This window comes from Calothrix sp. FACHB-168, assembly GCF_963889195.1.
Lineage (GTDB): Bacteria > Cyanobacteriota > Cyanobacteriia > Cyanobacteriales > Nostocaceae > Aulosira > Aulosira anomala_A.
Window position 1 is genome coordinate 26,079 of sequence record NZ_CAWPNJ010000022.1, and the last position, 22,572, is coordinate 48,650.

At 42.1% G+C, this 22,572-nt stretch carries 14 protein-coding genes; 6 read left to right on the top strand and 8 right to left on the bottom strand.

The genetic code is table 11. The features are described from left to right. The first annotated feature begins 363 nt into the window (after positions 1 to 363). The gene (locus AACW45_RS14015) at positions 364 to 858 is read left to right on the top strand and encodes a GNAT family N-acetyltransferase (protein WP_190633205.1); all 495 of its coding nucleotides are present in this window, start codon (positions 364 to 366) and stop codon (positions 856 to 858) included. Positions 859 to 1,015: 157 nt separating this feature from the next. Then, positions 1,016 to 1,975 (top strand): 50S ribosomal protein L11 methyltransferase, encoded by a 960-nt coding sequence (locus tag AACW45_RS14020; protein ID WP_190633206.1) that lies wholly within the window; start codon positions 1,016 to 1,018, stop codon positions 1,973 to 1,975. A gap of 158 nt (positions 1,976 to 2,133) precedes the next feature. On the opposite strand, the gene AACW45_RS14025 is transcribed toward AACW45_RS14020, so the two are convergent. Then, a complete protein-coding gene (locus tag AACW45_RS14025; RefSeq protein ID WP_190633207.1) occupies positions 2,134 to 4,101 on the bottom strand; it encodes a cellulase family glycosylhydrolase in 1,968 nt (655 codons plus the stop codon). A 1,072-nt stretch (positions 4,102 to 5,173) separates the two neighbouring features. Here AACW45_RS14025 and AACW45_RS14030 point away from each other — a divergent pair. Then, entirely contained in the window at positions 5,174 to 5,542 is a 369-nt protein-coding gene (locus AACW45_RS14030) for a hypothetical protein (protein ID WP_190633208.1), read from the top strand. A gap of 521 nt (positions 5,543 to 6,063) precedes the next feature. Here AACW45_RS14030 and AACW45_RS14035 read toward each other — a convergent pair. Together AACW45_RS14035 and AACW45_RS14040 are read right to left on the bottom strand one after the other, a co-directional pair. Then, the gene (locus AACW45_RS14035; RefSeq protein WP_190633209.1) at positions 6,064 to 6,258 is read right to left on the bottom strand and encodes a hypothetical protein; all 195 of its coding nucleotides are present in this window, start codon (positions 6,256 to 6,258) and stop codon (positions 6,064 to 6,066) included. 904 nt (positions 6,259 to 7,162) lie between these two features. After that, positions 7,163 to 8,092, bottom strand: a complete 930-nt coding sequence (locus AACW45_RS14040) for a hypothetical protein (RefSeq protein WP_190633210.1) — start codon at positions 8,090 to 8,092, stop codon at positions 7,163 to 7,165. 246 nt (positions 8,093 to 8,338) lie between these two features. Between AACW45_RS14040 and glyS the strand changes: the two genes are divergently transcribed. The 3 genes from glyS to AACW45_RS14055 all read left to right on the top strand — a co-directional run bounded on the left by glyS (position 8,339) and on the right by AACW45_RS14055 (position 16,678). After that, positions 8,339 to 10,489: a glycine--tRNA ligase subunit beta gene (gene glyS, locus AACW45_RS14045; RefSeq protein ID WP_190633211.1), complete on the top strand. Its 2,151-nt coding sequence runs from the start codon at positions 8,339 to 8,341 to the stop codon at positions 10,487 to 10,489. A gap of 88 nt (positions 10,490 to 10,577) precedes the next feature. Then, positions 10,578 to 11,951: a UDP-N-acetylmuramoyl-L-alanine--D-glutamate ligase gene (gene murD, locus AACW45_RS14050; protein ID WP_190633212.1), complete on the top strand. Its 1,374-nt coding sequence runs from the start codon at positions 10,578 to 10,580 to the stop codon at positions 11,949 to 11,951. Between the two features lie 1,376 nt (positions 11,952 to 13,327). Beyond that, a complete protein-coding gene (locus tag AACW45_RS14055) occupies positions 13,328 to 16,678 on the top strand; it encodes a CHAT domain-containing tetratricopeptide repeat protein (RefSeq protein WP_190633213.1) in 3,351 nt (1,116 codons plus the stop codon). A 30-nt stretch (positions 16,679 to 16,708) separates the two neighbouring features. Here the strand turns inward: AACW45_RS14055 and AACW45_RS14060 are convergent, their stop codons facing one another. The 5 genes from AACW45_RS14060 to gyrA all read right to left on the bottom strand — a co-directional run bounded on the left by AACW45_RS14060 (position 16,709) and on the right by gyrA (position 22,353). Further along, positions 16,709 to 17,044, bottom strand: a complete 336-nt coding sequence (locus AACW45_RS14060; protein ID WP_190633214.1) for a DUF4870 domain-containing protein — start codon at positions 17,042 to 17,044, stop codon at positions 16,709 to 16,711. A 183-nt stretch (positions 17,045 to 17,227) separates the two neighbouring features. Next, positions 17,228 to 18,793, bottom strand: coding sequence for an apolipoprotein N-acyltransferase (gene lnt, locus AACW45_RS14065; RefSeq protein WP_190633215.1), 1,566 nt, complete (start codon positions 18,791 to 18,793; stop codon positions 17,228 to 17,230). Then, a complete protein-coding gene (locus AACW45_RS14070) occupies positions 18,790 to 19,122 on the bottom strand; it encodes a HepT-like ribonuclease domain-containing protein (protein WP_190633216.1) in 333 nt (110 codons plus the stop codon). Before AACW45_RS14070 ends, lnt begins: the two co-directional genes overlap by 4 nt. Beyond that, a complete protein-coding gene (locus AACW45_RS14075) occupies positions 19,119 to 19,409 on the bottom strand; it encodes a nucleotidyltransferase family protein (protein WP_190633217.1) in 291 nt (96 codons plus the stop codon). The genes AACW45_RS14070 and AACW45_RS14075 overlap by 4 nt, the downstream gene beginning before the upstream one ends. Positions 19,410 to 19,752: 343 nt before the next feature. Further along, positions 19,753 to 22,353, bottom strand: coding sequence for a DNA topoisomerase (ATP-hydrolyzing) subunit A (gyrA, locus tag AACW45_RS14080; RefSeq protein ID WP_190633218.1), 2,601 nt, complete (start codon positions 22,351 to 22,353; stop codon positions 19,753 to 19,755). Positions 22,354 to 22,572 lie beyond the last annotated feature (219 nt).

Here is a 22,572-nt window from a genome sequence, read left to right on the forward strand (position 1 = left end):
GGTTCTATATTTTTGGAGGGTTTTGGTATAAGTAGGTGATTTTATGGGTTGATAATTTTAATGGATGAATAATCAAAGGAGGTATATCTATGAGTTGTTTACTAGATAATAAAGAGTAAAATTGAATACAGTTTCAGGGGGAAAAAATTGTAGTGAAAGTAACGGTAAATTTATAGGCTGTAGATGAGAAAAGAGGAAACAGCCGATAGTTGTTGCTTTGGCAAGAGTTAGATGATAGCGATCGCTTGTTGCTAACCTGATATCAGCAACATAACTATTTCTAACCTAACCTATAGAATTACTGGCTCGAAGGCTGTATGATTTTTAATTATTTTTAGAAAAATTCCCCTAAACCCGGCAGCAATGACTATCCGCCATGCAAATGAAGATGATTTACCTACTATTGTAGCAATTTACAATGCTGCAATTCCTAGCCGCATGGCCAGCGCTGATTTAGAGCCGGTATCGGTAGAAAGTCGCCTGAATTGGTTTCGGGGGCGATCGCCTTCTCATAGACCGCTCTGGGTGGTAGAAGAAAACGGTATAATTGCCGGATGGCTGAGTTTTCAATCTTTTTACGGGCGACCAGCTTACAATAAGACTGCGGAAATTAGCATTTACATTCAGCCAGACTTTCAAAAATGCGGTTTAGGGCGAAAACTCCTAACACAAGCTATTGAACAAAGCCCTAATTTAGGTTTAAAAACTTTAATTAGCTTTATTTTTGCCCATAATCACCCCAGTTTAAAATTATTTACCAATTTCGGCTTTCGACCTTGGGGACATTTACCCAATATCGCTGAACTTGATGGTGTTGAACGCGATTTAGTAATTATGGGCTTGCGCGTGAGTGATTAAAAATGGGCATTGGGCATTGGGTATCCCTTCGGCTTCGCTCAGGGCGAGTGGGCATTAGGCATGGGAGACAAGGAGGATAATATCTACAAATGACAATTATCTTTCTTGTACAGACGCGATTCATCGCGTCTCTAACATAATGACTAGGAACTAAATTATGTCATGGATGGAATTAAGCCTCGATACCACAAATGAGGCGGTTGATTGGGTATGTACCCTACTGGCTAAAAATAATTTTACTAGCGACGTTCATATTAAAACGTATACAGAAGTTGAGAGTGAGGAAATTGCACCAGACTGGGTATTTACTATCAGTTTATACTTACCCAATGATGTTTATGCAGATATCCTAGGCGCAGAAATCGCGCAATTACTCTCGCCATTACAGCGCACGGGAATGGCTACTCATTTGCAGATGGCTGTGGTAGAAGATAAACCAGCAGATACAGAAATTGCGAGTTCGTTGATACATCGGATTGGGGAAAGGTTTGTTGTTGTGTCTGCTGATATAAATTATACCTGTAAATGTGAGGAAATTACTTTAAGACTTAAACCAAGCTTGGCTTTTGGTAGTGGTTTACATCCAGCAACGATATTGAGCCTCAAATTACTTGAACGTTATGTTACCCCAGGGATGCAGGTTCTGGATTTAGGTTCGGGTTCTGGGATTTTAAGTGTTGCGATCGCTAAATTGGGGGCAAATGTTTTAGCGTTAGATAATGACACCATCGCTGTTAAAGCAACTCAAGACGCTGTATTACGCAATAATGTAGAGCAACAAGTCACCGTCACCGAAGGTAGTTTAGGATGTGGTAGCGACTTAGGACATTGGTTAGGGGGAGATTCTATTAATAATGTACCTACAGTTACCGCGACAAATCAATTTAACTTAATCGTTGCCAATATTCCCGGTAGATTTCATATTGCTTTAGCTGCTGATTATCAAAAAGCGCTATGTACAACTAATATCAATGATGGATTAGTAATTTTAGCTGGTTTTACCGATGATTATGAGGAAGATTTAGCTGTAGCCTTCACAGATTTAGGATTTGAATATGTCGATTGTGAGCGACAAAATGAATGGGTAGCACTAGCCTATAGATTGAAATCAAATTAAATAGCTTTGTAATTCTTACCAACGACAAATCATAGCCGTGAGCAGCTATCTTTAATTGCGCTGCCATAATAAAACCAATTCTCTTAAATGAAACCCAAAATTTAAATCAGCCAATTCTTTCTACATCTAAGGTTCTTTCACTGCGCCAACCTATTTATTCATGGTGTTGGCATTATTTTCACCTTATCGCCTAAACCATTTAGCTGCACTATAGTTTCGCCTAAATCTAAAACTAGTTGATTTTGATTTTTAGTAGTGTAAGCTCCAAAATTCCCTCCCATGCGATTTAGCAACTTGCTTAAATCAGCTAAATCTTCTAAATTTGTCACGCGCAACGCACCCAAATGTCCATAACGGTTAGTTTTGTCTAATCCAGCTTTAGTCCAAGCTTGGGCAACTTGCAGAATATTATTGATATAAAGCGCATCATTTTCTGGGTTAAAGTCTGTAATTACATCTTTACCGCCATCTTTACCATCAATATAAAAAACATCATTCCCAGAACCGCCTGTTAAGTCATCATCACCTTTACCACCTACTAGTAAATCATTACCATTTTGAGCAGAAAGTCTGTCAGCACCTTCTCCACCAATTAATACATCGTCTTTATCTCCTGTTTGGAATTTATTGTTACCAATATCACCCGAAATAAAGATGCTAGATTTGGATTGATTGGCGAAATTTTTATTACCAGAAACGTTAGTGATCACAATGCCAAAAGCACCTTGTTGATCTGCTAGAGAAGCTTTGTCGGGACTGGTAAAGCGCGTCCAAAAGTTATGATCTGCATAACCTAAATCCTCAGTGCGCTGCAAATCTTGCCAAGCTAAATTACCTAACTCGGTCAAAATTTCTGTGTTAGTACCATTAAAATAATAAGCATGACCACCTTTTCCATAGGTCAAATCATTATTATCATTAGCAATTCCTACCCAAGCAATTCTGCCAATTTCCCGTGACTGAGCTGCTACCATCATATTAGAACTAGCTTGAATAACACTTTTGCCGATATTTTCCGAGCCATATTCACCCACTATCATGGGAATATCTTGCGCCTGGAGTTGATCGAAATAAGCGCCAATATCTTTATTTACCCACTGATCGTAAACATGGATAGAAAAGACAATATTTTCGTTACCTGCCATAATATTTTGAGCAGCGTTAGCAATTGTCCGGGTGTGATAATCTTGTCCCCAAGCTTCTCCATCAATGACAATTACATTCTTAGCACCTTCGCCTCGGATAATATCAACTAATTGACGATGATAATTTACCCATTTTTCCGGTTGAGCCTTGCTATTTCCGGGTTCGTTATGTAAGTTAAACCAAACATAAGGATTATCTTTAAATTCTCTCGCCATTGCGCGCCAATAGTCTTTGAGAATTTCCCATTGATCGCCTTCGTAATATCCACCGATGCGATCGTGAGCGTCAAAAATGACTACCGCACCTTGACTTGTATAGACATCAACAATTTTGTGGTTTGTTTGATAATTATCTTTTGCTGGGTGGGGTTGATTATAACTACCTAATAAATAATTAGGAACTCTGATAGTATTAAATCCCCAACTTTTTAAATAAGTATCATAGCTCCGATCCCATGTAAAGGAATTGATACCTTTGGCAATAAATTCTTCTCCATTAGGGTCATAAATTCTATTACCAATTGTTTTAAAGTTAGCAAATTTTAAGGGTGGTAAGATGGGATTGATATTTGTTTGGTTAATATCAATTCTGGTAAGATTAGATCTATATTCCCTTGGTATTCTGGAATCCTGATTGCGGCTTTGACCTAACTTAGCCCCAATATTCTTGCTATTGTTCTCATACCCCATCATGCGATCGCCTGTTTCAAACATGACTACCGCATTTTGAATCGTATAAATATTTGTAATTTTCTGGTCTATTTTTTCCTTATCCTGTGTAGAACCTAGTTTATTATCATTGTTTAAGCCATTAAAAACATATTTAATAGCATTATAACTTCCATTATCTAAATAAATATCGCGTATTTCATTCCAAGTGAAACCATAGAGTCCTTGGGTAATAAATTCTTGTCCATTGAGTCCAAAAATTTTATTTCTGATTACCTGAACGCTGGAAAAGTTTGAATTGCTATTTAGCATTTTATAAAAATCTGATGAATAACCATCCAATATTTACAGCTTGAACAAATTACAACAATGTCAGATACACTTATTTTATTTATTAATAAATCTCCTGATATTTGCTTACACACTTATTGGAAAAATTTGAGATTTTAGCTATATAGCTGTTGACAGTTGACTGTTGACTGTTGACAGACTTAAAAGCCTTTTATTGTCAGGGTTTTATCTTAGTTTGATGTCCTAATCTATCTGGCTACAGCTATATATTTACCCAAGAAAAGTGTTGAAAAATATAGCTATGTCTTGAGCCGGATTAATATGTTTCACAACCGAGAGTAGAGAATTTAAGCAGGTTAGACAGCACAATTAGAAGTAAAATAACCCATGAGCAAGGAAACAATAACTATTGATATTCACTAGATTAATTAATAGCCATATTACTGCGCTTTATTTTTTTCCCATAGACTAGCTTGCTAGGTTTGTTCACAGCCACGGAAAATTTAAAAAAGCTGTCTCTAAATAGCAAAAATACTTAGAAAATGATAAATATTATACTATATTTATACGCAAGCATACAGCAGATATTACCTTACTAATATGCTCTGAATGGGTTCATAGATCGAGGAGACACTGGACGGAAATGTGCATTACGACTGGCAAAGTAAGTTTCTGACTCAAATTTTAACTATTACGACTGGCAAAGTAAGTTTCTGACTCAGATTTTAACTATTACGACTGGCAAAGTAAGTTTCTGACTCAGATTTTAACTCTGACAACTGGCAAAGTAACTTTTTGACTCAGATTTTAACTCTAACGACTGGCAAAGTAACTTTTTGACTCAGATTTTAACTCTAACGACTGGCAAAGTAACTTTTTGACTCAGATTTTAACTTAACAACTCATATCACGGCATTTAAAAACTCATTTCCGCAAAACTACCCCATTTTATAGGTTTTACTGCTATCCATGCCTAAAAACTTGTGTATGTTTACTGTGGCTAGTGTATCTAATTTTTGATTATGGTAAGAGTGTCAAAAGAACTCAGTATAAAACACAATCAGGGTTCAATCTATTCAAATAGGACAATTGTATGGCGCAGCGCAAGCGTAACTCCCCTGCACTCATCAAAGCTGAACGACGGATAGAAGGAATGCAATTGATCGATTCTCACTTAGACTTGGGTAAAGGTTTGTCAGTTATTAATTACAACACAAAAATTCTTGATTTGCGAGACAAGTTAACGGCATACAATCAAGCCAGAGCAATGGTTGATATCACGCTGAATGCATTATTGGAAGCAGAACGCGATATCAACATTTATTCTGAGAAAATGCTGCTGAGTATTGCCTCTGTCTATGGCAAAAATAGCAATGAGTACGGGATGGCTGGGGGAACGCGCAGATCCGATCGCAAAAAATCACGTATAGAAACAAACCAAACAGATACATCTGCGGAGTAATTGTCTAAGCTGTATGACTTACGGTAGATACTATGATAAAAACTAACTCTCTTTTGATAGAGAGAAATTCTGAGTATTTACCTGATAATAATCTTGTGTGTAATACATCATCTTAGGGCTTGAAGTCACTCCAATCAATTCTGGGGTGACATTTTTATTATATTCTAGAGGGCAAGGCATTGCCTCAGCGAATTTTAGATTTTAGATTTTAAATTTTGGATTGAAGATTCAAAATTTAAAATCTAAACTGGTCTGTTCGCGTAGCGTTCCCGCAGGGTAGCCCCCGAATTTATTCGTGGAATAAATCTAAAATCCAAAATCAAAAAATTTTAATTGAAGCCCCTGCATTCATAAGCCACTGCGGTGGACGGGTTTCCCGGATTAAAGGAGCCAGCGCTGTGGGCGGGTTTCCCGACTTGAGGCGACTGGCGTCAAGTGGCGTGCATGGGGTCAATCTAAAATCCAAAATCCAAAATCAAAAATTGATTGACCCCTACAATGTGTCACATTTTTTCTGGTTATTATTTACCTTGTTTAGATTTAACCAGAATATTTTGTAAGATACTCAGCATCATCAAAATATAACTACTGAAAATAGCTATACTTAAAGTCTGAAATGTAGGTAAATGATGTGCTTTAACTAATTTTTCCAGCAGGATTTTTGCTGCAATACTAAAAACTAAACTAGCTATAAAAGCTATGATGTTCTTAATCAAAGCATTTTCCTAAAGTATTAGATGCAGACTTTATTAATTAATAAAATATATGTTATATAAAGACTGTGATTGACGTTACTTAATAACTTAAAGAAAATTTTATTTAGATTTAATTGAAATTTTAATTTCAGATAAGTAGATCGGCGTAATTAAATATATAGCAAATTGCCAGTTGCTGAGGTACAAATTATCGTTGACTGTAGGGGCACTGGCATTGCCATGCGCCGAAGCGCTTTTCTGGGATGGGCGTCATTGGTGTCAAATTACAGCTATAGCTGTTGACAGTTGACAGTTGACTGTTGACTGTTGACAGACTTAAAAGCCTTTTATTGTCAGGGTTTTATCTTAGGTTGATGTCCTAATCTATCTAGCTACAGCTATATTTTCAGGTAAATAGGGGACTTAGGGACTTGCAAATAAAAAAATATACAACTATTTATTGTGGGGTGGGCGTCTCGCCCGCCCATAGTCAAAGGCGGGCAAGACTTCGGCGCGAGCGCTCAGTCGAACGCTGCCCACCCCACAAGATTGGATAATTTATTTCTTGGAAGTCCCTTACAAACAATAAATTATACCAGTTTGAAAAATGATTGCGACAGATGGAAATCTGAAACGCTTATCCAATAGATGTTCCACAATCCAAAATCTAAAATCTAAAATCCAAAATGGTATTACCCATATTTCGTAGTGCGAGCAGCGTTCGACTGAGCGCTCACGCCGAAGTCTTGCTCGCTGGTGTTCAAAAGTGAGCAAGATGCTCGCACTACAAATTTATTGGGTATTAAAAAAATTGGATGTCCCTAGACCACGCTGTAGGGGCACGGCACCAGTAATATTATTGTATGTACCAAAAGATTGTCGGTGTTCCCTAGGACAGATGTGGGGTGTAAGCACAGGATTAAATTTAAACTGTGCTGCGAATGACTTCGCTAATGGTTTGACTAACTAAGGGATTCTTCCAATAGCTACCATGTGCTTCACCACCCCAGAATAATGGTAATAATCTCTGTCTAAAAGGCATATTAAATATATTGCCTTTATCGGTGATGACATCTTGGATGTCTACATAGTCCTTGCTGCTGGCTAAAAGCATCGGCTTGAGTCCTTCTAAGGGGTAAGCAATGGGATCGCCGGGGTGCGCAAAGTTACACCAAGCTAGGGGTTTTTGTCGCAAGTTATGTAAATTGGCTAACAGGGTGCTGAGTTCGGGTGTGAGATCGTGAGTACTAACGCCGTTAACGTTACCGCTAATATTCAGCAGACTAAATAATGCTAATGGCGAACCCAGTGTGTGAATACTAGCGATGGGAATTCCGCTTTGAGGATTGGGATCTATTCCAAAAAGAATGTTACGCAATGCTTTGACGCTGTTACGCACCGACTCATCTAAAATGGGATCTTCCCAACGGCGAGCGAAGAGAATGTCAAATAAGATAACTGTACCCCAACTATGGGTAATGAGATGTAAGCGATCGCTTGTTTGCACATTTGTCAGTTGGCTAAAAGCTTGCTGTTGAAACCTTTGCACTACCTGGGTACCTACATGGCGACTTAAGTAAAGTGCTGCATCTCCGACAAATTCTAGTATTTGTTCTGTACGAAAATCTCTAAACCAAAATTCATTCCACTTTGAAGAAGCTTCGATTCTGGTGACTAATTCCTGTTGTGCGGGTAAATTTAAATCTCCCCAGAAAAAGAAAATTGGCTTAATCGTCCGCGATTTATCGGTAATTGACTCCTGAATGCCCTTTACTAGAAGCTGACATAATCCTTCAAATACCTTTTGATCGTAAACTTTTACCCCATGCACAAACAAAATATAATCGGTAGGCATTTTACTAGCCCTCACAACAACTGTATATAGAATCCAACTTGCGAGCTAAAAAATGCGGATGCGATCGCAAAATATCACAAAATGGGGCATTGGGCATGGGGCATTGGGCATTGGGCATGGGGCATGGGGCAAAGCAAAGACGCGATGAATCGCGTCTCTACAATTGTTCCCCACCCTGAAAACAGTGGGTTTTCCCGCCGACTTTCTGTAAACTGTTGAAACTGGCTGTTTTACCAAAGTTGTCCTATGGCGAATTTTTTATTAGAAGTTGGTACAGAAGAACTACCCGCAGGTTTTCTCGGTGGGGCGTTGGCACAATGGCGATCGCTAATTCCGCAAAGTTTGGTTATAAATAGTTTAACTAGCGATGCTGTGGAAGTTTACGGTACTCCCCGGCGATTGGCGGTATTAATCAAGGGTTTACCTTCCCAGCAACCAGACAGGGAAGAGGAAATTAAAGGCCCTCCCGCCCAAGCTGCTTTTAAAGATGGACAACCTACACCCGCCGCTTTGGGTTTTGCGAAGAAGCAAGGTGTGGAAATCGCCGCGCTGCAAATTCGCCCGACAGATAAAGGGGATTTTGTCTTTGTTAACAAAAGTATTCCCGGACGACCGGTAGCGGAAATATTAACAGAACTGGTTCCTCAATGGATTTTGGGGTTAGAAGGTAAGCGATTAATGCGCTGGGGTGATGGGGATGTAAGATTTTCGCGCCCGATTCGCTGGCTGGTGGCTTTGTTGGATGCGGCGGTATTGCCGATTGAGTTGGTAAATGCTTCTAAGGTGGTGAAGAGCGATCGCATTTCTCGCGGTCATCGCGTTTTGCATCCGGAAACGGTCACAATTTCCCAAGCTACAGATTATGTTACCACGCTTCGCTTGGCTTCTGTTGTAGTTAATGCCGAGGAACGCGCGAAAACAATTCAAGAACAAGTGCAGGTATCAGCTGCTAATTTAAGTGGAACTACGGAAATTTACCCGGATTTATTAGCGGAAGTTACAAATTTAGTCGAGTATCCCTCAACAGTTGTGGGTAATTTTGAAGCTGAATTTTTGAACTTACCTACTGAGGTGATTACCACTGTCATGGTCAGTCACCAGCGTTATTTCCCGGTTTTCCAGGATGAAAAGCATCAAGCATTATTACCTAATTTCATCACAATTTCTAACGGCGATCCCAGTAAAGCCGATATTATTGCGATAGGTAATGAAAGGGTAATCAGAGCCAGACTAGCTGATGGGCAATTTTTCTACAAAACTGATTTAGCCAAGCCCTTAGAAAGCTTTTTACCACAGTTAGAAAAAGTCACTTTTCAAGAAGATTTAGGTTCCTTGCGGCTGAAGGTAGAACGCATCGTTAAAATCGCCGCCCAAATCGCCAGCCAGCTACAATTACCAGAAAATCAAAGCCAACATATCCAAAGAGCCGCCTTACTCTGTAAAGCTGACCTAGTAACCCAAATGGTCTATGAATTCCCCGAATTACAGGGAGTAATAGGCGAAAAGTATGCTTTAGCTAGTGGAGAAACGCCAGAAGTTGCCAAAGCGATTTTTGAGCATTATTTACCCAGGGGAGCCGATGATATTTTACCTGCAACTCTTACCGGGCAAATTGTCGGTTTAGCCGATAGATTAGATACTTTAGTCAGTATTTTTGGCTTAGGTTTAATTCCTAGCGGTTCCTCCGATCCCTTTGCTTTACGGCGGGCAGCAAATGCGGTAATTAATATTACCTGGTCGGCAAATTTAGGCATAAATTTAGCTGATTTACTAGAGCAAATCACCGCAGATTTTGTTGCTAAGTATGACAAAGATAAAACCCAATTAATCGCCAATCTGCGAGAATTTTTCTTACAGCGTATCCGTACCTTATTGCAAGAAGAAAAACAGATTGATTACGATTTAGTCAATGCAGTTTTAGGCGAGAATGACCCCGAATATACCGAACGGGCACTACAGGATTTATTAGATGTCCGCGATCGCGCTTTATACCTGCAACAAATTCGTCGTGATGGTACTTTAGATACCATCTATGAAACTGTTAACCGTTCCACACGTTTAGCGGCGCAAGGAGATTTAGATACACAACAATTAGACCCCACAACCTTAGTCCGTGAGGAACTCTTCCAAAAGTCTTCCGAAGCAGCTTTTTACAAAGCCTTAGTCGAATTAGTGCCGCAAACACAAGCCGCCGCGCGATCGCGCAATTATCAACTGTTAGTCACAGCCTTAGGCGAAATTGCTCCTACTGTGAGTAGCTTTTTTGATGGTGCAGATAGTGTTTTAGTTATGGATTCCGATCCAGCAATTAAGCGCAACCGGTTAAATTTGTTAGGACTGCTGCGCAATCACGCCCGTGTTTTAGCTGACTTTGGTGCGATCGTCAAAAATTTGTAGCCCAAATCAACAAAAACTAGGTGTAATTTTTGCTCAGAAACGCTACCATTATTAATGCTTAACCAGGGAACGGTGCTATACACAATCTATGCCTAGAGCCTCTATCATTGGATTAGGAAAATCCGGGATTGCTGCGGCGAGATTGTTGCAAAGGGAAGGCTGGGAGGTGGAGCTAAACGATCGCAACACCTCCGAAACCCTCCTTAAACAACAACAAGAACTTGCTACAGAAAACATCACAGTAAAACTAGGGCATTCCCTAGAATTAAATGATGTCGATTTACCGCAATTAATAGTTGTTAGTCCTGGTGTTCCCTGGGATATTCCGGTATTAATCAAAGCCAGAGAATTAAGTATTGAAACTATCGGGGAAATGGAACTGGCTTGGCGATATTTGCAAACTAAACCTTGGGTAGGTATTACTGGTACAAATGGTAAAACTACCACCACAGCTTTAATCGCCGCCATTTTTCAATCTGCTGGCTTAGACGCTCCCGCCTGCGGTAACATTGGCTACGCAGCCTGTGAAGTAGCTTTGGCGGAACAATTACCAGATTGGGTAATTGGCGAAATCAGCAGTTATCAAATCGAATCTTCCATTACCCTAGCGCCCCGCATTGGCGTCTGGACAACATTCACCCCAGATCACCTCAGCCGTCACAAAACTTTAGAAAATTACTACAACATCAAAGCCAAACTCTTGCACAATTCCCAATTGCAAGTATTTAATGGTGATGATGCCTACTTAAACAAAGTCGGCTTAAGTCAATGGCCTGATGCCTATTGGACAAGCGTTAAAGGTAAAGAACACCTTATAGGCGATAAAGGCTTTTATATACAAGATGGCTGGGTATTCGAGAAATTAACCGCCACCGCCACACCCCAAGCAATTGTTGAAGTCTCCGCCTTGCGCATGGTAGGAGAACATAACCAGCAAAATCTCCTCATGGCTGTTGCAGCTGCGCGGTTAGGAGAAATCGAAATTGAAGCAATTTCTCGCGCCGTGAGTGAATTTCCCGGCGTTCCCCATCGCTTAGAACATATCTGCACTTGGGAAGGAATTGATTTTATCAACGATAGCAAAGCCACCAACTACGACGCCGCCGAAGTTGGTTTAGCATCTGTGCAAAGTCCGGCAATTTTGATTGCCGGTGGCGAAGCCAAAGCCGGCGATGATACAGGCTGGTTAGCCAAAATTCAAGCCCAAGCCGCCGCCGTGCTATTAATTGGTAACGCCGCCCCAGCCTTTGCTCAAAGGTTGCAAGAGGTGGGTTATGATAATTACGAAATTGTCGAAACGATGGAAAATGCCGTCCCCAAATCGGCAGAATTAGCGCAGAAATATCAAGCTTCGGTAGTTTTGCTCTCTCCTGCTTGTGCTAGTTTTGACCAATATCCTAACTTTGAAGTACGCGGCGAGCATTTCCGTCAGCTTTGTTTAGATTGGGTAGGTAATCGTTAGAGCCGGGTGAACGCATCCCGACAATTTGGTATAAATTATCATTTCGTATCGTGTGAAAAGGCGATCGCCTAGAAAATCAATCCATCCCATCGCCTAACAACACAATTGTAGGGGCATGGCAATGCCATGCCCCCCGCCCGCATCCATAATGAACGCGCAATACCCTATATCTGGCACCACAACGCGAAAATTGACGAATTATTCCCTGAAATTGCCTAATTCTTACCTGAAATTGCGTAGACTTGTCGTAAACATCGCATCCGCAAACAATATCATCCCATCACATACATATTGCCTCGAAATACCCTGTATCTGGCATCACAACGCGAAAATTGACTAATAATTGCCTGAAATTGGGTAGACGCGGGGGGCATGGCATTGCCATGCCCCTACATCCATAATTGCCGCGAAATACCCTGTATTTGGCATCACAACGCGAAAATTGCCTAATTATTCCCTGAAATTGGGTAGATTTGTCGTCAACATCGCATCCGCAAACAATATCATCCCACCACCCGACAATACAATTGTAGGGGCATGGCAATGCCATGCCCCCCGCCCGCATCCATAATTGCCGCGAAATACCCTATATTTGGCATCACAACGCAAAAATTGCCTAATTATTCCCTGAAATTGGGTAGACTTGTCGTCAACATCGCATCCGCAAACAATATCATTCCATCACATACATAATTGACACGAAATACCCTGTATCTGGTATCACAACGCGAAAATTGCCTAATTATTGCTTGAAATTGGGTAGACGCGGGGGGCATGGCATTGCCATGCCCCTACATCCATAATTGACGCGAAATACCCTATATCTAGCATGGGACATCCAATTTTTTAAATACCCAATCAATTTGTAGTGCGTTCGCGTAGCGTGTCCGAAGGACAAACGTCTCGCTCGCTGGTGTTCAAAAGCGAGCAAGACTTCGGCGTGAGCGCTCAGTCGAACGCTGCTCGCACTACGGAATTTGGGTAATTTATTTTTTGTAAGTCCCCATCACAACGCAAAAATTACATAAGTACTCGCCCACCAAAGATATATATGAAAAAAGCGAGGAAAAACACCCATGAGCAGACAATATATTTTGCATTTGTTGCCAAAACTGAAACCAGCCTCAGCCAATATTCACCCAAGCTTTAAACTAAATCCCATTAGCTCAGTATATATTCTGAAAATAACTTAATAATCCCAATTATCCCCAATCCAGACACAGATTCACACCCAAACGCCTGGATAACTTGTCTACCTCCCAATTACAAATACGGTAGGGGCGGGTTTACATATATCCCTGCTGATTAACGATGATCCAAATAAACCCGCCCCTACAAATTACAAATTACGAATTACGAATTACGAATTACGAATTATGCATAGGCTTTACACTTTAACCTGCTTGCTGAGTGTGGTTTTATTATCCGAGTCTGTGGGAGCAAACGCCACATTTAAACTGACGCAAATTGCCCAGCAGCCAACCACAACACAAGATGCAACCCGTGCCGCAGCGATGAAAGCAACTGAAGAAGGGTTTGCGCTTTACCAACAAGGTACAGCAGAATCACTGCGACAGGCAAGAGAAAAATGGCAAGAAGCGCTGATATTGTGGCGTAAAGCCGGGGATAAAGCATGGGAAGCTCTTACACTGGTTAGTATCGGCAAAGTTTACGACGATTTAGGGGAAAAGCACAAAGCATTAGAATATTACAACAACGTACTACCACTGATTCGGGCGGTGGGCGACAGGGGTGGGGAAGCTACTACCTTGAATAATATCGGAAAAGTTTACGCCGATTTAGGGGAAAACCAGAAAGCATTGGAATCTTACAACAATGCACTTCCACTGAGGCGGGCGGTGGGCGACAGGGGTGGGGAAGCTACTACCTTGAATAATATTGGGGGAGTTTACGCCGATTTAGGGGAAAAGCACAAAGCATTGGAATTTTACAATAATGCACTACTACTGTGGCAGGCGGTGGGCGACAGGGGTGGAGAGGCTACTGCCTTGAATAATATCGGGCAAGTTTACACCGCTTTAGGGGAAAACCAGAAAGCATTGGAATTTTACAATAATGCACTCCCACTGAAGCGGGTAGTGGGCGACAGGGGTGGGGAAGCTACTACCTTGAATAATATTGGGGGAGTTTACGACGCTTTAGGCGAAAACCAGAAAGCATTGGAATTTTACAATAATGCACTCCCAGTGTATCGGGCGGTGGGCAACAGGGGTGGAGAAGCTACTACCTTGAATAATATCGGGGGAGTTTACTCCAATTTAGGGGAAAACCAGAAAGCATTGGAATCTTACAACAATGCACTTCCACTGAGGCGGGCGGTGGGCGACAGGGGTGGGGAAGCTACTACCTTGAATGATATCGGGCGAGTTTACTCCGCTTTAGGGGAAAAGCAGAAGGCTTTGGAATTTTACAACAATGCACTGCCACTATTTCGGGCGGTGGGCAACAGGGGTGGAGAAGCTACTACCTTGAATAATATTGGGCGAGTTTACTCCGTTTTAGGGGAAAACCAGAAAGCATTGGAATATTTCAACAATGCACTCCCACTATATCGGGCGGTGGGTGACAGGGCAGGCGTTGCTACTACCTTGAATAATATCGGGCTAGTTTACAACGCTTTAGGGGAAAACCAGAAAGCATTGGAATATTACAACAATGCACTCCCACTGAGGCAGGCGGTGGGCGACAGGGCTGGGGAAGCTAGAACCCTGAATAATATCGGCTTAGTTTACTCCGATTTAGGGGAAAAGCAGAAGGCATTGGAATATTTCAACAATGCACTCCCACTATATCGGGCGGTGGGCGACAGGAGCGCGGAAGCTACTACACTTTATAACCTCGCCTATTTAGAACGGAGTCGCGGAAATCTCCAAGCATCTCGCACCAATGTAGAAGCAGCTATCAAAATTATCGAAGACTTACGCACCAAAATCAACAGCAAAGACCTTCGTACATCCTACTTCGCCACCAAGCAAAATTATTACAAATTCCACATCGATTTGCTGATGGAACTGCACAAAAAATCCCCATCACAAGGATACGATGCATTAGCCCTACATTACAGCGAACGCTCCCGCGCCCGCAGCCTCATCGAATTATTAAACGAAGCCAACGCCAAAATTATCAAAGGCGCAAACCCAGAATTATTAGCACAAGAACAAGATTTACGTCAGCAAATTGATGCTAAAGATACCCTGCGCATAAATTTACAAAGTTCAACCAATAAAAACGATCCCATCACCAAAACCGCAATTGCCAAACTCACTACAGAAATAGAAAATCTCCTCAACCAATACCAAGAAATTCAAGCAAAAATTAGTACTTCTAACCCAGCATACGCGAAATTAAAAAACCCAGATCCAGACAAAGATATTCTCAAATTACCGCAAATTCAACAACAACTAGATCAAGACACCTTACTTTTACAATATTCCTTAGGAGAAGAACGCAGCTTTTTGTGGGTGGTAAGTTCAAATTCTCTCGATACTTACGAACTTCCTAAACAACAAGATATCGAAAAAAGCGCCATCAATTTATTTTGTTTAATTAGCGATAACCGCTCTAAACCCCCTTCTGCAACAGATAAAGAAAATCCTTGCGCTAATCTCAAAACTCAGCAAATTAATATCGCCGCTCAAGAACTCACGCAATTAATTCTCTCACCTGTAAAAGATAAACTCGGTAAAAAACGCTTAGTAATTGTCGCTGATGGTGCTTTACAATATATTCCCTTTGCGGCGTTGGCTGATTTAAATGCTGCCCAAAATTCCACAACGCCAAAACCTGCAACAGAAACACCAAAAGATAATGACTGTTCTAATCGGAGTATTTTTCGTCCCTGTTACTCAATTGAACAACAAAATTGGAATTATCAACCCCTATTAGCTAACCATGAAATTGTTAGTCTACCTTCAGCATCAAGCATAGCCTTTCAACGTCAACAACTCGCTAACCGTCAACCTGCATCTAAAGCTTTAGCTATCCTCGCTGACCCAGTATACAGCGTTGACGATCCGCGATTAAAAGCCACATCAACAAAATCAACAAAATCAGACAAATCTCAATCAAGTTTAGAATTAGAACTCGAACGTTCCGCCTTAGAACGTTCCGCCAGAAGTTTAAACCGCAATGGTTGGCAAAGGCTCGTCAATACCGCCACAGAAGCCAAGGAAATTTTAAAACTCATTCCCACAGGAAGCAGTTTAGAAGCTTTAAATTTTGATGCTAACTACAATTGGGCAACGAGTAAAGCTTTAAATCAATTCCGTATTTTACATTTTGCTACTCACGGCTTTGTCAATCAAGACCAACCAGCATTATCAGGAATTGTACTGTCTTTAGTTAATCAACAAGGTAAAGCCATTAGCGGTTACTTGCGGTTAGCAGATTTATTTAACCAAGATTACCCCGCAGAGTTAATTGTCTTGAGTGCTTGCGAAACTGGATTAGGTAAAAATATTAATGGTGAGGGATTGGTAGGCTTGACACGGGGCTTAATGTATGCAGGTGCGGCAAGGGTAGCGGTATCGCTGTGGCAAGTTAGCGATGAGGGTACGTCAATCTTAATGCAGGAGTTTTACAAGCAGATGTTACAGCAAAATAAAAAGCCTGCTGAGGCGTTACGTGCAGCGCAGTTGAAGTTATGGCAAGAGGGGCGCAGTCCCTATGAATGGGCGGCGTTTACGTTGCAGGGGGAGTGGAGGTGAGGAGGCAGGGGGATAGGGGGGTGTTTTTTGTTATATGAGGCGGAAGATAAAGGGGTAGCGGTAGGAGAGATTGCGATCGCCTAAAATTTGAACTATGGCAATAATTGGCATAATTATACTGACTACCCATAAACCAGCTAATAAAAAAATGCCAATGCCGACGAGAACTAGCAAGCCAAAGATAATTCCGTAAATATAAAGGTTGATGTGAAAATTTAGCGATTCTCTGGCATTATCTTTGACAATTGGGTCGTTGCTAATCAATAAAATGGCGATGGGTATGCCAATAGAAACAATTGTAGAGCTAAAAAATATCGCTCCATGACTGAGGGCAGATAGCAGCTTCCGTTGTGGAAAGTCTTCCATGAATTACAATCCCTGTAGTTTGGTTCACCCTTTGATTTTATTGTTCCAAATTGCGATCGCCATCACTCTCTGAACATAATCCCTCATACCAATTCAAAATTCAAAATTAATATGAAAATGTAGGTTGGGTTGAGGAACGAAACCCAACGCCTCAACACCTTATATATTTTGCATTGCTAGCCCCTAACCCCTAACCCCTAGCCAGCCCAATAAACTCAAAACCAATAACAAGGGTGTTAACCAATCTCCCCAACGCACATATAAGGTTTGTGTCTGTCTGGGATATATGGTTTCGGCGTGAATTTGATAAGTATTATATTCAGATATCCACAAAGTTCTACCGTGAGGGTCGATAAAACCTGAATATCCGGTATTTGTCGCCCTTACTGACCATCTATCGGTTTCTATCGCCCGCATGATATCCTGTGCATGGTGTTGGTAGGGCATGGCGGCTGTATAATGGGCATCGTTGGAGGAACTGAGAATAAATTGTCCCCCGGCGGCGGCTTGTTGGCGGAAGAGATAAGAAAAGGCTGAATCGTAACAAATGCCAGCAATTACCCGCCCAAATGGGGTATCAAATACTTGATTTGGCGAACCGGGTACTTGATGTTCGTCTAGGGGTGATAGGCGTTGAATAATTTGTCCTAAAATTGCCTCAAAGGGGATATATTCGCCCAGGGGTACTAGTTTGGTTTTGTCGTAGCGGCTCAAGGCTTCACCTTTAGCTGTGTAGGTAAATAAGCTATTGGTGTAACTGCGTCCTCGTTCCCCAAATGCGCCAATCCAAGCAACTACGCCTTTTTCTTTGATAGCGGCGATGATGGGGGTTCGGCTTAAGTCGCGCTGGAAAAATGGTAAGGCTCCCTCTGGGGTGAGGACGGCATCGACTCGCGAATCTGCTAGAGTTAAATATCCATTGGTGTAACCTGCGATCGCTCTTTGTAATCCTTCTGGTTTAAGTTTAATAATGTTGGGAATGTTACCTTGCACGATGCCGATTTTTAAGGCTTGTTCTGGGTTTTTGCTGAGGGGAATGTTGTATAAGCTAAAACCGATTAGGTGTAGGGTGATGAATAGTCCTGCTGCTAAGAAAAGATATGAATTAATGAACCGCAGAGGCGCAGAGGACGCGGAGGAGGTTTTGTATTTAATCCAGGTTTCGGCTATTAAGCCATTAAAGGCGACGATGGCGGCGGTGATGGTACTCGGCCCGGCGAGTTGACCGAGGTGTAAAATTACTAAATTATACGGGCTTTGGGTGTATGAAAGGGAACTCCACCACAAAGCGCCTGCACTCCAAATTCCTTCTAAGGCGCACCAAATAGCTGTACCAATTAGCACTCGTAAAAGCGGCTTCTGTGTGGCAAAACGCACCATTAAAGCAGCCCAAGTAACTACTATTGCGGCACCCCAAAGGGTAACAAATGTCAAACAAAAACTGGTAATTGCTAAACTCGCTAACCAAGGAACGCCTAGCCAATCCATTGGGTGTATACCAGTAATCCAGAATAAAGCTAATCCGTGATAGCCGATACCCCAAAATAAAGGTAAAAGGAGAAATTTTCGCCTTTTACCTGCTAATTCTTGGTTATGTTGGACAATTAATACCCACAGGGGCGCGAGGGCTATCCATGCGAGGAACCATGCACCAAAAGGGGCTACCGTCAGCCCCATTAATACCCCACTGATGAGGGATAAAATGTAAAGGCTAACAGATGAAAATAGCTTTTTTATTTGATAATTCATAAGTCTGGCAAAATAGCTTCAACAGTTGTTTTGAGTTGAGGCAAATTTTGCTCTATCACACCCCAAATTCGATTTAAATTTACCTTTAAATAATCATGAATGAGCACATCTCTAAAACCAGCTATTTGCTGCCAAGGTACATCTGGATTAGCGGCTCTAATTTCTGGAGATAAACGCTTTGTAGCTTCTCCAATAATTTCAAAATTCCTAATTACTGCATCTTGAATTATTATTGTTTGCAAAAATGCTTCTTTACCATCACAAGTATAAAATTCGATGCGTTCAATGCATTCTTTAATATTGCTCAAGTACAAGCGATCGTCTCTCATAAAACCACGGCTTCCCGTAACACTTTCTCTCTAATCAACTCATGTAAATTGTCAGGTTCAGTTAGATCAACTTTACGCTTCAGCAATTCTTCTAAGGATTGCATCAACGCAATTTGATCTAATAAGGTTCGTTGTGGTTCAAGTTCTATTAAAAAATCCACATCACTATCTGGTGTTGCTTCTTTTCTAGCCACTGAACCAAAAACTCGCACATTATAAGCCCCGTATTTAGCAGCAATTTGTAAAATCTCTTCGCGATGAGCTTTAAGTATTTCATCAATTCCCATAGCTGAATCCCAATTCAAAATTTAGAAATAATAGTGTTTGCGGCACACTAATATATTCTAGAGGGCATGGCATTGCCATACCCCTACAATCAGATGCATTCTTTTTTTACAGCAATTTTCAGGTAAATAGACCACGCTGTAGGGGCACGGCACCAGTAAAATTATTGTATGTACCACAAGATTTTCGATGTTCCCTACCACAGATGTGGTTCAAATAGGTGAAAACTGCTGTAATTGGTATTAATGAATAAATAATTACCGCTTGGTAGTTGTCAGCAAGAAGTTTACCTTGCTGCTACACCATCCAAGCGGTTTGATACTTCACCTATTGATTTGATTAGGTTTATTCTGCCTCTTCTAATTCGCCTGTATCGCCTGTATCAGGAGGTACTATGGCTACTCCGGTGATGGCGTCATCTTCGTCTAGGCGCTGTACTCTGACGCCTGTAGCCGATCGCGATTGGACGGAAATTGCATTCACGGCTTGCCGAATTATAATACCGCGATTGGTGACCATCATGATTTCGTCGTCGCTATTGACGATTTGCAAGGTGGCTAGTTGGTCTTTGGTTTTGCGGTTTTTGAATTTGGTAGCCATTAAACCTTGACCGGCACGGTTTTGCAAGCGGAATTGAGCGACGGGGACGCGCTTACCATATCCACCCATTGTAATGACTAACACCCAAGGGCCAGTACTACCGTTAGCTGGTAGTTCTGTGATTTCTTCATTCTCGGTGTCTTCGATTTCTACGATCTCTTCGATGTCGGTTTCGCCTTCTGTGACTGTACTGAGGGTGTCGAGAATCGCTGCGGGAAGGATATCCATCCCGACTAATTCATCACCAGCTTTGAGTTTCATGGATTTGACACCACGAGTCGCCCTACCTAAAGGACGCAGTTGTTCGTGGTTACATCTAAAGTGTATTGCCATCCCGTGACGGGAACCGACGATGACGCTATCTTCTACCCTGGCGCGTCGTACCCAGCGCAGTTGATCGCCTTCTTCTAAGGAAATCGCAATTAAACCGTTGGCGCGAATGTTACTAAATGCTTCTAATACGGTTTTCTTGATATTGCCGCCTTTGGTGAGCATTACCAAGAATTCTTCACTGCTAAATTCATCGACGGGGACAATGGAAGTGATTTTTTCTTCCTTGGGGATGGGTAGCAATTGCACAATAGGCGTACCGCGACTGGTACGGGAACCTACGGGAATTTGATAAGTTTTTAAGCAGTAGACGACACCGCGATCGCTAAAGAATAAAACGCTATCGTGATCGCAGCAAGTTAAGAAATGCTCAATGGTGTCATCATCTTTAACTTTGGCGGCGGCTTTTCCTCTGGTGGCGCGGCTTTGGGCTTCAAAGGTGCTAACGGGCATCCGTTTGATGTAACCTTGCTCTGTGAGCAAAATCAGAACTTTTTCGTTAGCTATTAGGTCAAGGTCGTCAATTTCACCTTCTGCATGGGTAATTACCGTGCGGCGGGGAGTGGCGAAGCTGGTTTTGATGTGGGTAATTTCTTCTTCAATAATTGCCAGCACTCGTTCCCTTCTTGCCAAAATATCCTGCAAATCGGCAATTTGCGCTTGTAAATCTTCGTGTTCTTGACGAATTTTATCGGCTTCTAGGGCTGTTAACCGCCGCAGTTGCATTTGCAAAATCGCATCGGCTTGGACTTCTGAGAGTCCATAGGTGGTGATGAGTTCGCCTTTGGCTGTGGGTGCATCGGAAGCATGACGAATTAGGTTAATAATCGCGTCTAAATGCGACAGCGCAATTAATAAACCTTGTAAAATGTGGTCGCGTTCTTCGGCTTTGCGCAGTTCGTAGCGGGTGCGGCGATTAATCGATTCGATGCGGAAATCGAGGAAAACTTCTAAAAATTGCTTGAGTGTGAGGGTTTGGGGTTCCCCGTTCACCAAAGCTAGCATATTCGCCCCAAAGTTGGCTTGCAGTGGGGTTTGCTTGTAAAGGTTATTTAAAACTACTCTGGGATAAGCATCGCGCTTGAGTTCGATAACGATGCGCATCCCATCGCGATCGCTTTCATCGCGAATATCTGCAATTCCCTCGATGCGTTTATCGTTTACCAACTCGGCAATTTTCTCAATTAATGCCGCTTTGTTGGTTTGATAAGGCAATTCGGTGATGATAATTGCTTCTCTTTCCGGCCTTCCCCTTTGTTCAACGGTTTCGATGTTCGCGACACCGCGCATGGTAATGGAACCGCGCCCGGTGGTGTAAGCTTCTTTAATCGCCCCCGTTCCCAAAACTTGCGCCCCTGTAGGGAAGTCGGGGCCGGGGATGTACTGCATTAACTGCAGATTGGTGATTTCTGGATTGTGAATTAAGGCGACTAATCCATCAATCAATTCGCCTAAGTTGTGCGGGGGGATGTTCGTCGCCATCCCCACAGCAATCCCAGAGGAACCATTGAGGAGTAACTGGGGAATTCTGGCGGGGAGAACGGTGGGTTCTTGTTGGGAACCATCGAAGTTATCGATGAAATCTACGGTTTCCGATTCGATATCATGAAGTAAGGCGGTGCCTGTTAACGCCTGCAAGCGACATTCTGTGTATCGCATTGCTGCTGGGGGATCGTTATCGACGGAACCGAAGTTACCATGACCGTTGATTAAGGGCGATCGCATGGAAAAATCCTGCGCCATCCGCACCAAGGCGTCATATACTGCTGTGTCGCCGTGGGGGTGATATTTACCGAGAACTTCCCCAACCACACGGGCGCATTTACGGAACGGGCGATCGTGCGTTAAACCTAGCTCGTGCATTGCGTAGAGGATGCGACGATGCACAGGTTTCAGACCATCCCTGGCATCTGGCAGCGCCCGACCCACAATCACACTCATGGCGTATTCCAGATAAGACCGGGACATTTCATTCCGCAGATCTGTCGGGATAATCCTCTCCTGTGAGGTTGTCATAACCTAAATAACTCCAAAAATCGCAGATTTTAGCCCTAATAGTTGACAAAATGCAAAATTATTCTAATTTACTCTTGAATAATTGCTATATTCTGGTACAATTCTAGCACATCTTGTTTTTTCTTGCCTGGAGAGGTAAGTCCCAGGGCTAAAAAGCAGCCTAAAGAAAAAATAATCAATGACCGTACTGGCGAGGGTTTTAGCAGATAGTTAAGCGCA

What these genes read in the sequence shown, in the direction of transcription:
- murD (WP_190633212.1), top strand. Translation starts at nt 10,578, where the DNA reads ATGCCTAGAGCCTCTATCATTGGATTAGGAAAATCCGGGATTGCTGCG.
- AACW45_RS14015 (WP_190633205.1), top strand. Translation starts at nt 364, where the DNA reads ATGACTATCCGCCATGCAAATGAAGATGATTTACCTACTATTGTAGCA.
- glyS (WP_190633211.1), top strand. Translation starts at nt 8,339, where the DNA reads ATGGCGAATTTTTTATTAGAAGTTGGTACAGAAGAACTACCCGCAGGT.
- AACW45_RS14075 (WP_190633217.1), bottom strand. Translation starts at nt 19,409, where the DNA reads ATGGGAATTGATGAAATACTTAAAGCTCATCGCGAAGAGATTTTACAA.
- lnt (WP_190633215.1), bottom strand. Translation starts at nt 18,793, where the DNA reads ATGAATTATCAAATAAAAAAGCTATTTTCATCTGTTAGCCTTTACATT.
- AACW45_RS14055 (WP_190633213.1), top strand. Translation starts at nt 13,328, where the DNA reads ATGCATAGGCTTTACACTTTAACCTGCTTGCTGAGTGTGGTTTTATTA.
- AACW45_RS14070 (WP_190633216.1), bottom strand. Translation starts at nt 19,122, where the DNA reads ATGAGAGACGATCGCTTGTACTTGAGCAATATTAAAGAATGCATTGAA.
- AACW45_RS14020 (WP_190633206.1), top strand. Translation starts at nt 1,016, where the DNA reads ATGTCATGGATGGAATTAAGCCTCGATACCACAAATGAGGCGGTTGAT.
- AACW45_RS14060 (WP_190633214.1), bottom strand. Translation starts at nt 17,044, where the DNA reads ATGGAAGACTTTCCACAACGGAAGCTGCTATCTGCCCTCAGTCATGGA.
- AACW45_RS14040 (WP_190633210.1), bottom strand. Translation starts at nt 8,092, where the DNA reads ATGCCTACCGATTATATTTTGTTTGTGCATGGGGTAAAAGTTTACGAT.
- AACW45_RS14030 (WP_190633208.1), top strand. Translation starts at nt 5,174, where the DNA reads ATGGCGCAGCGCAAGCGTAACTCCCCTGCACTCATCAAAGCTGAACGA.
- gyrA (WP_190633218.1), bottom strand. Translation starts at nt 22,353, where the DNA reads ATGACAACCTCACAGGAGAGGATTATCCCGACAGATCTGCGGAATGAA.
- AACW45_RS14025 (WP_190633207.1), bottom strand. Translation starts at nt 4,101, where the DNA reads ATGCTAAATAGCAATTCAAACTTTTCCAGCGTTCAGGTAATCAGAAAT.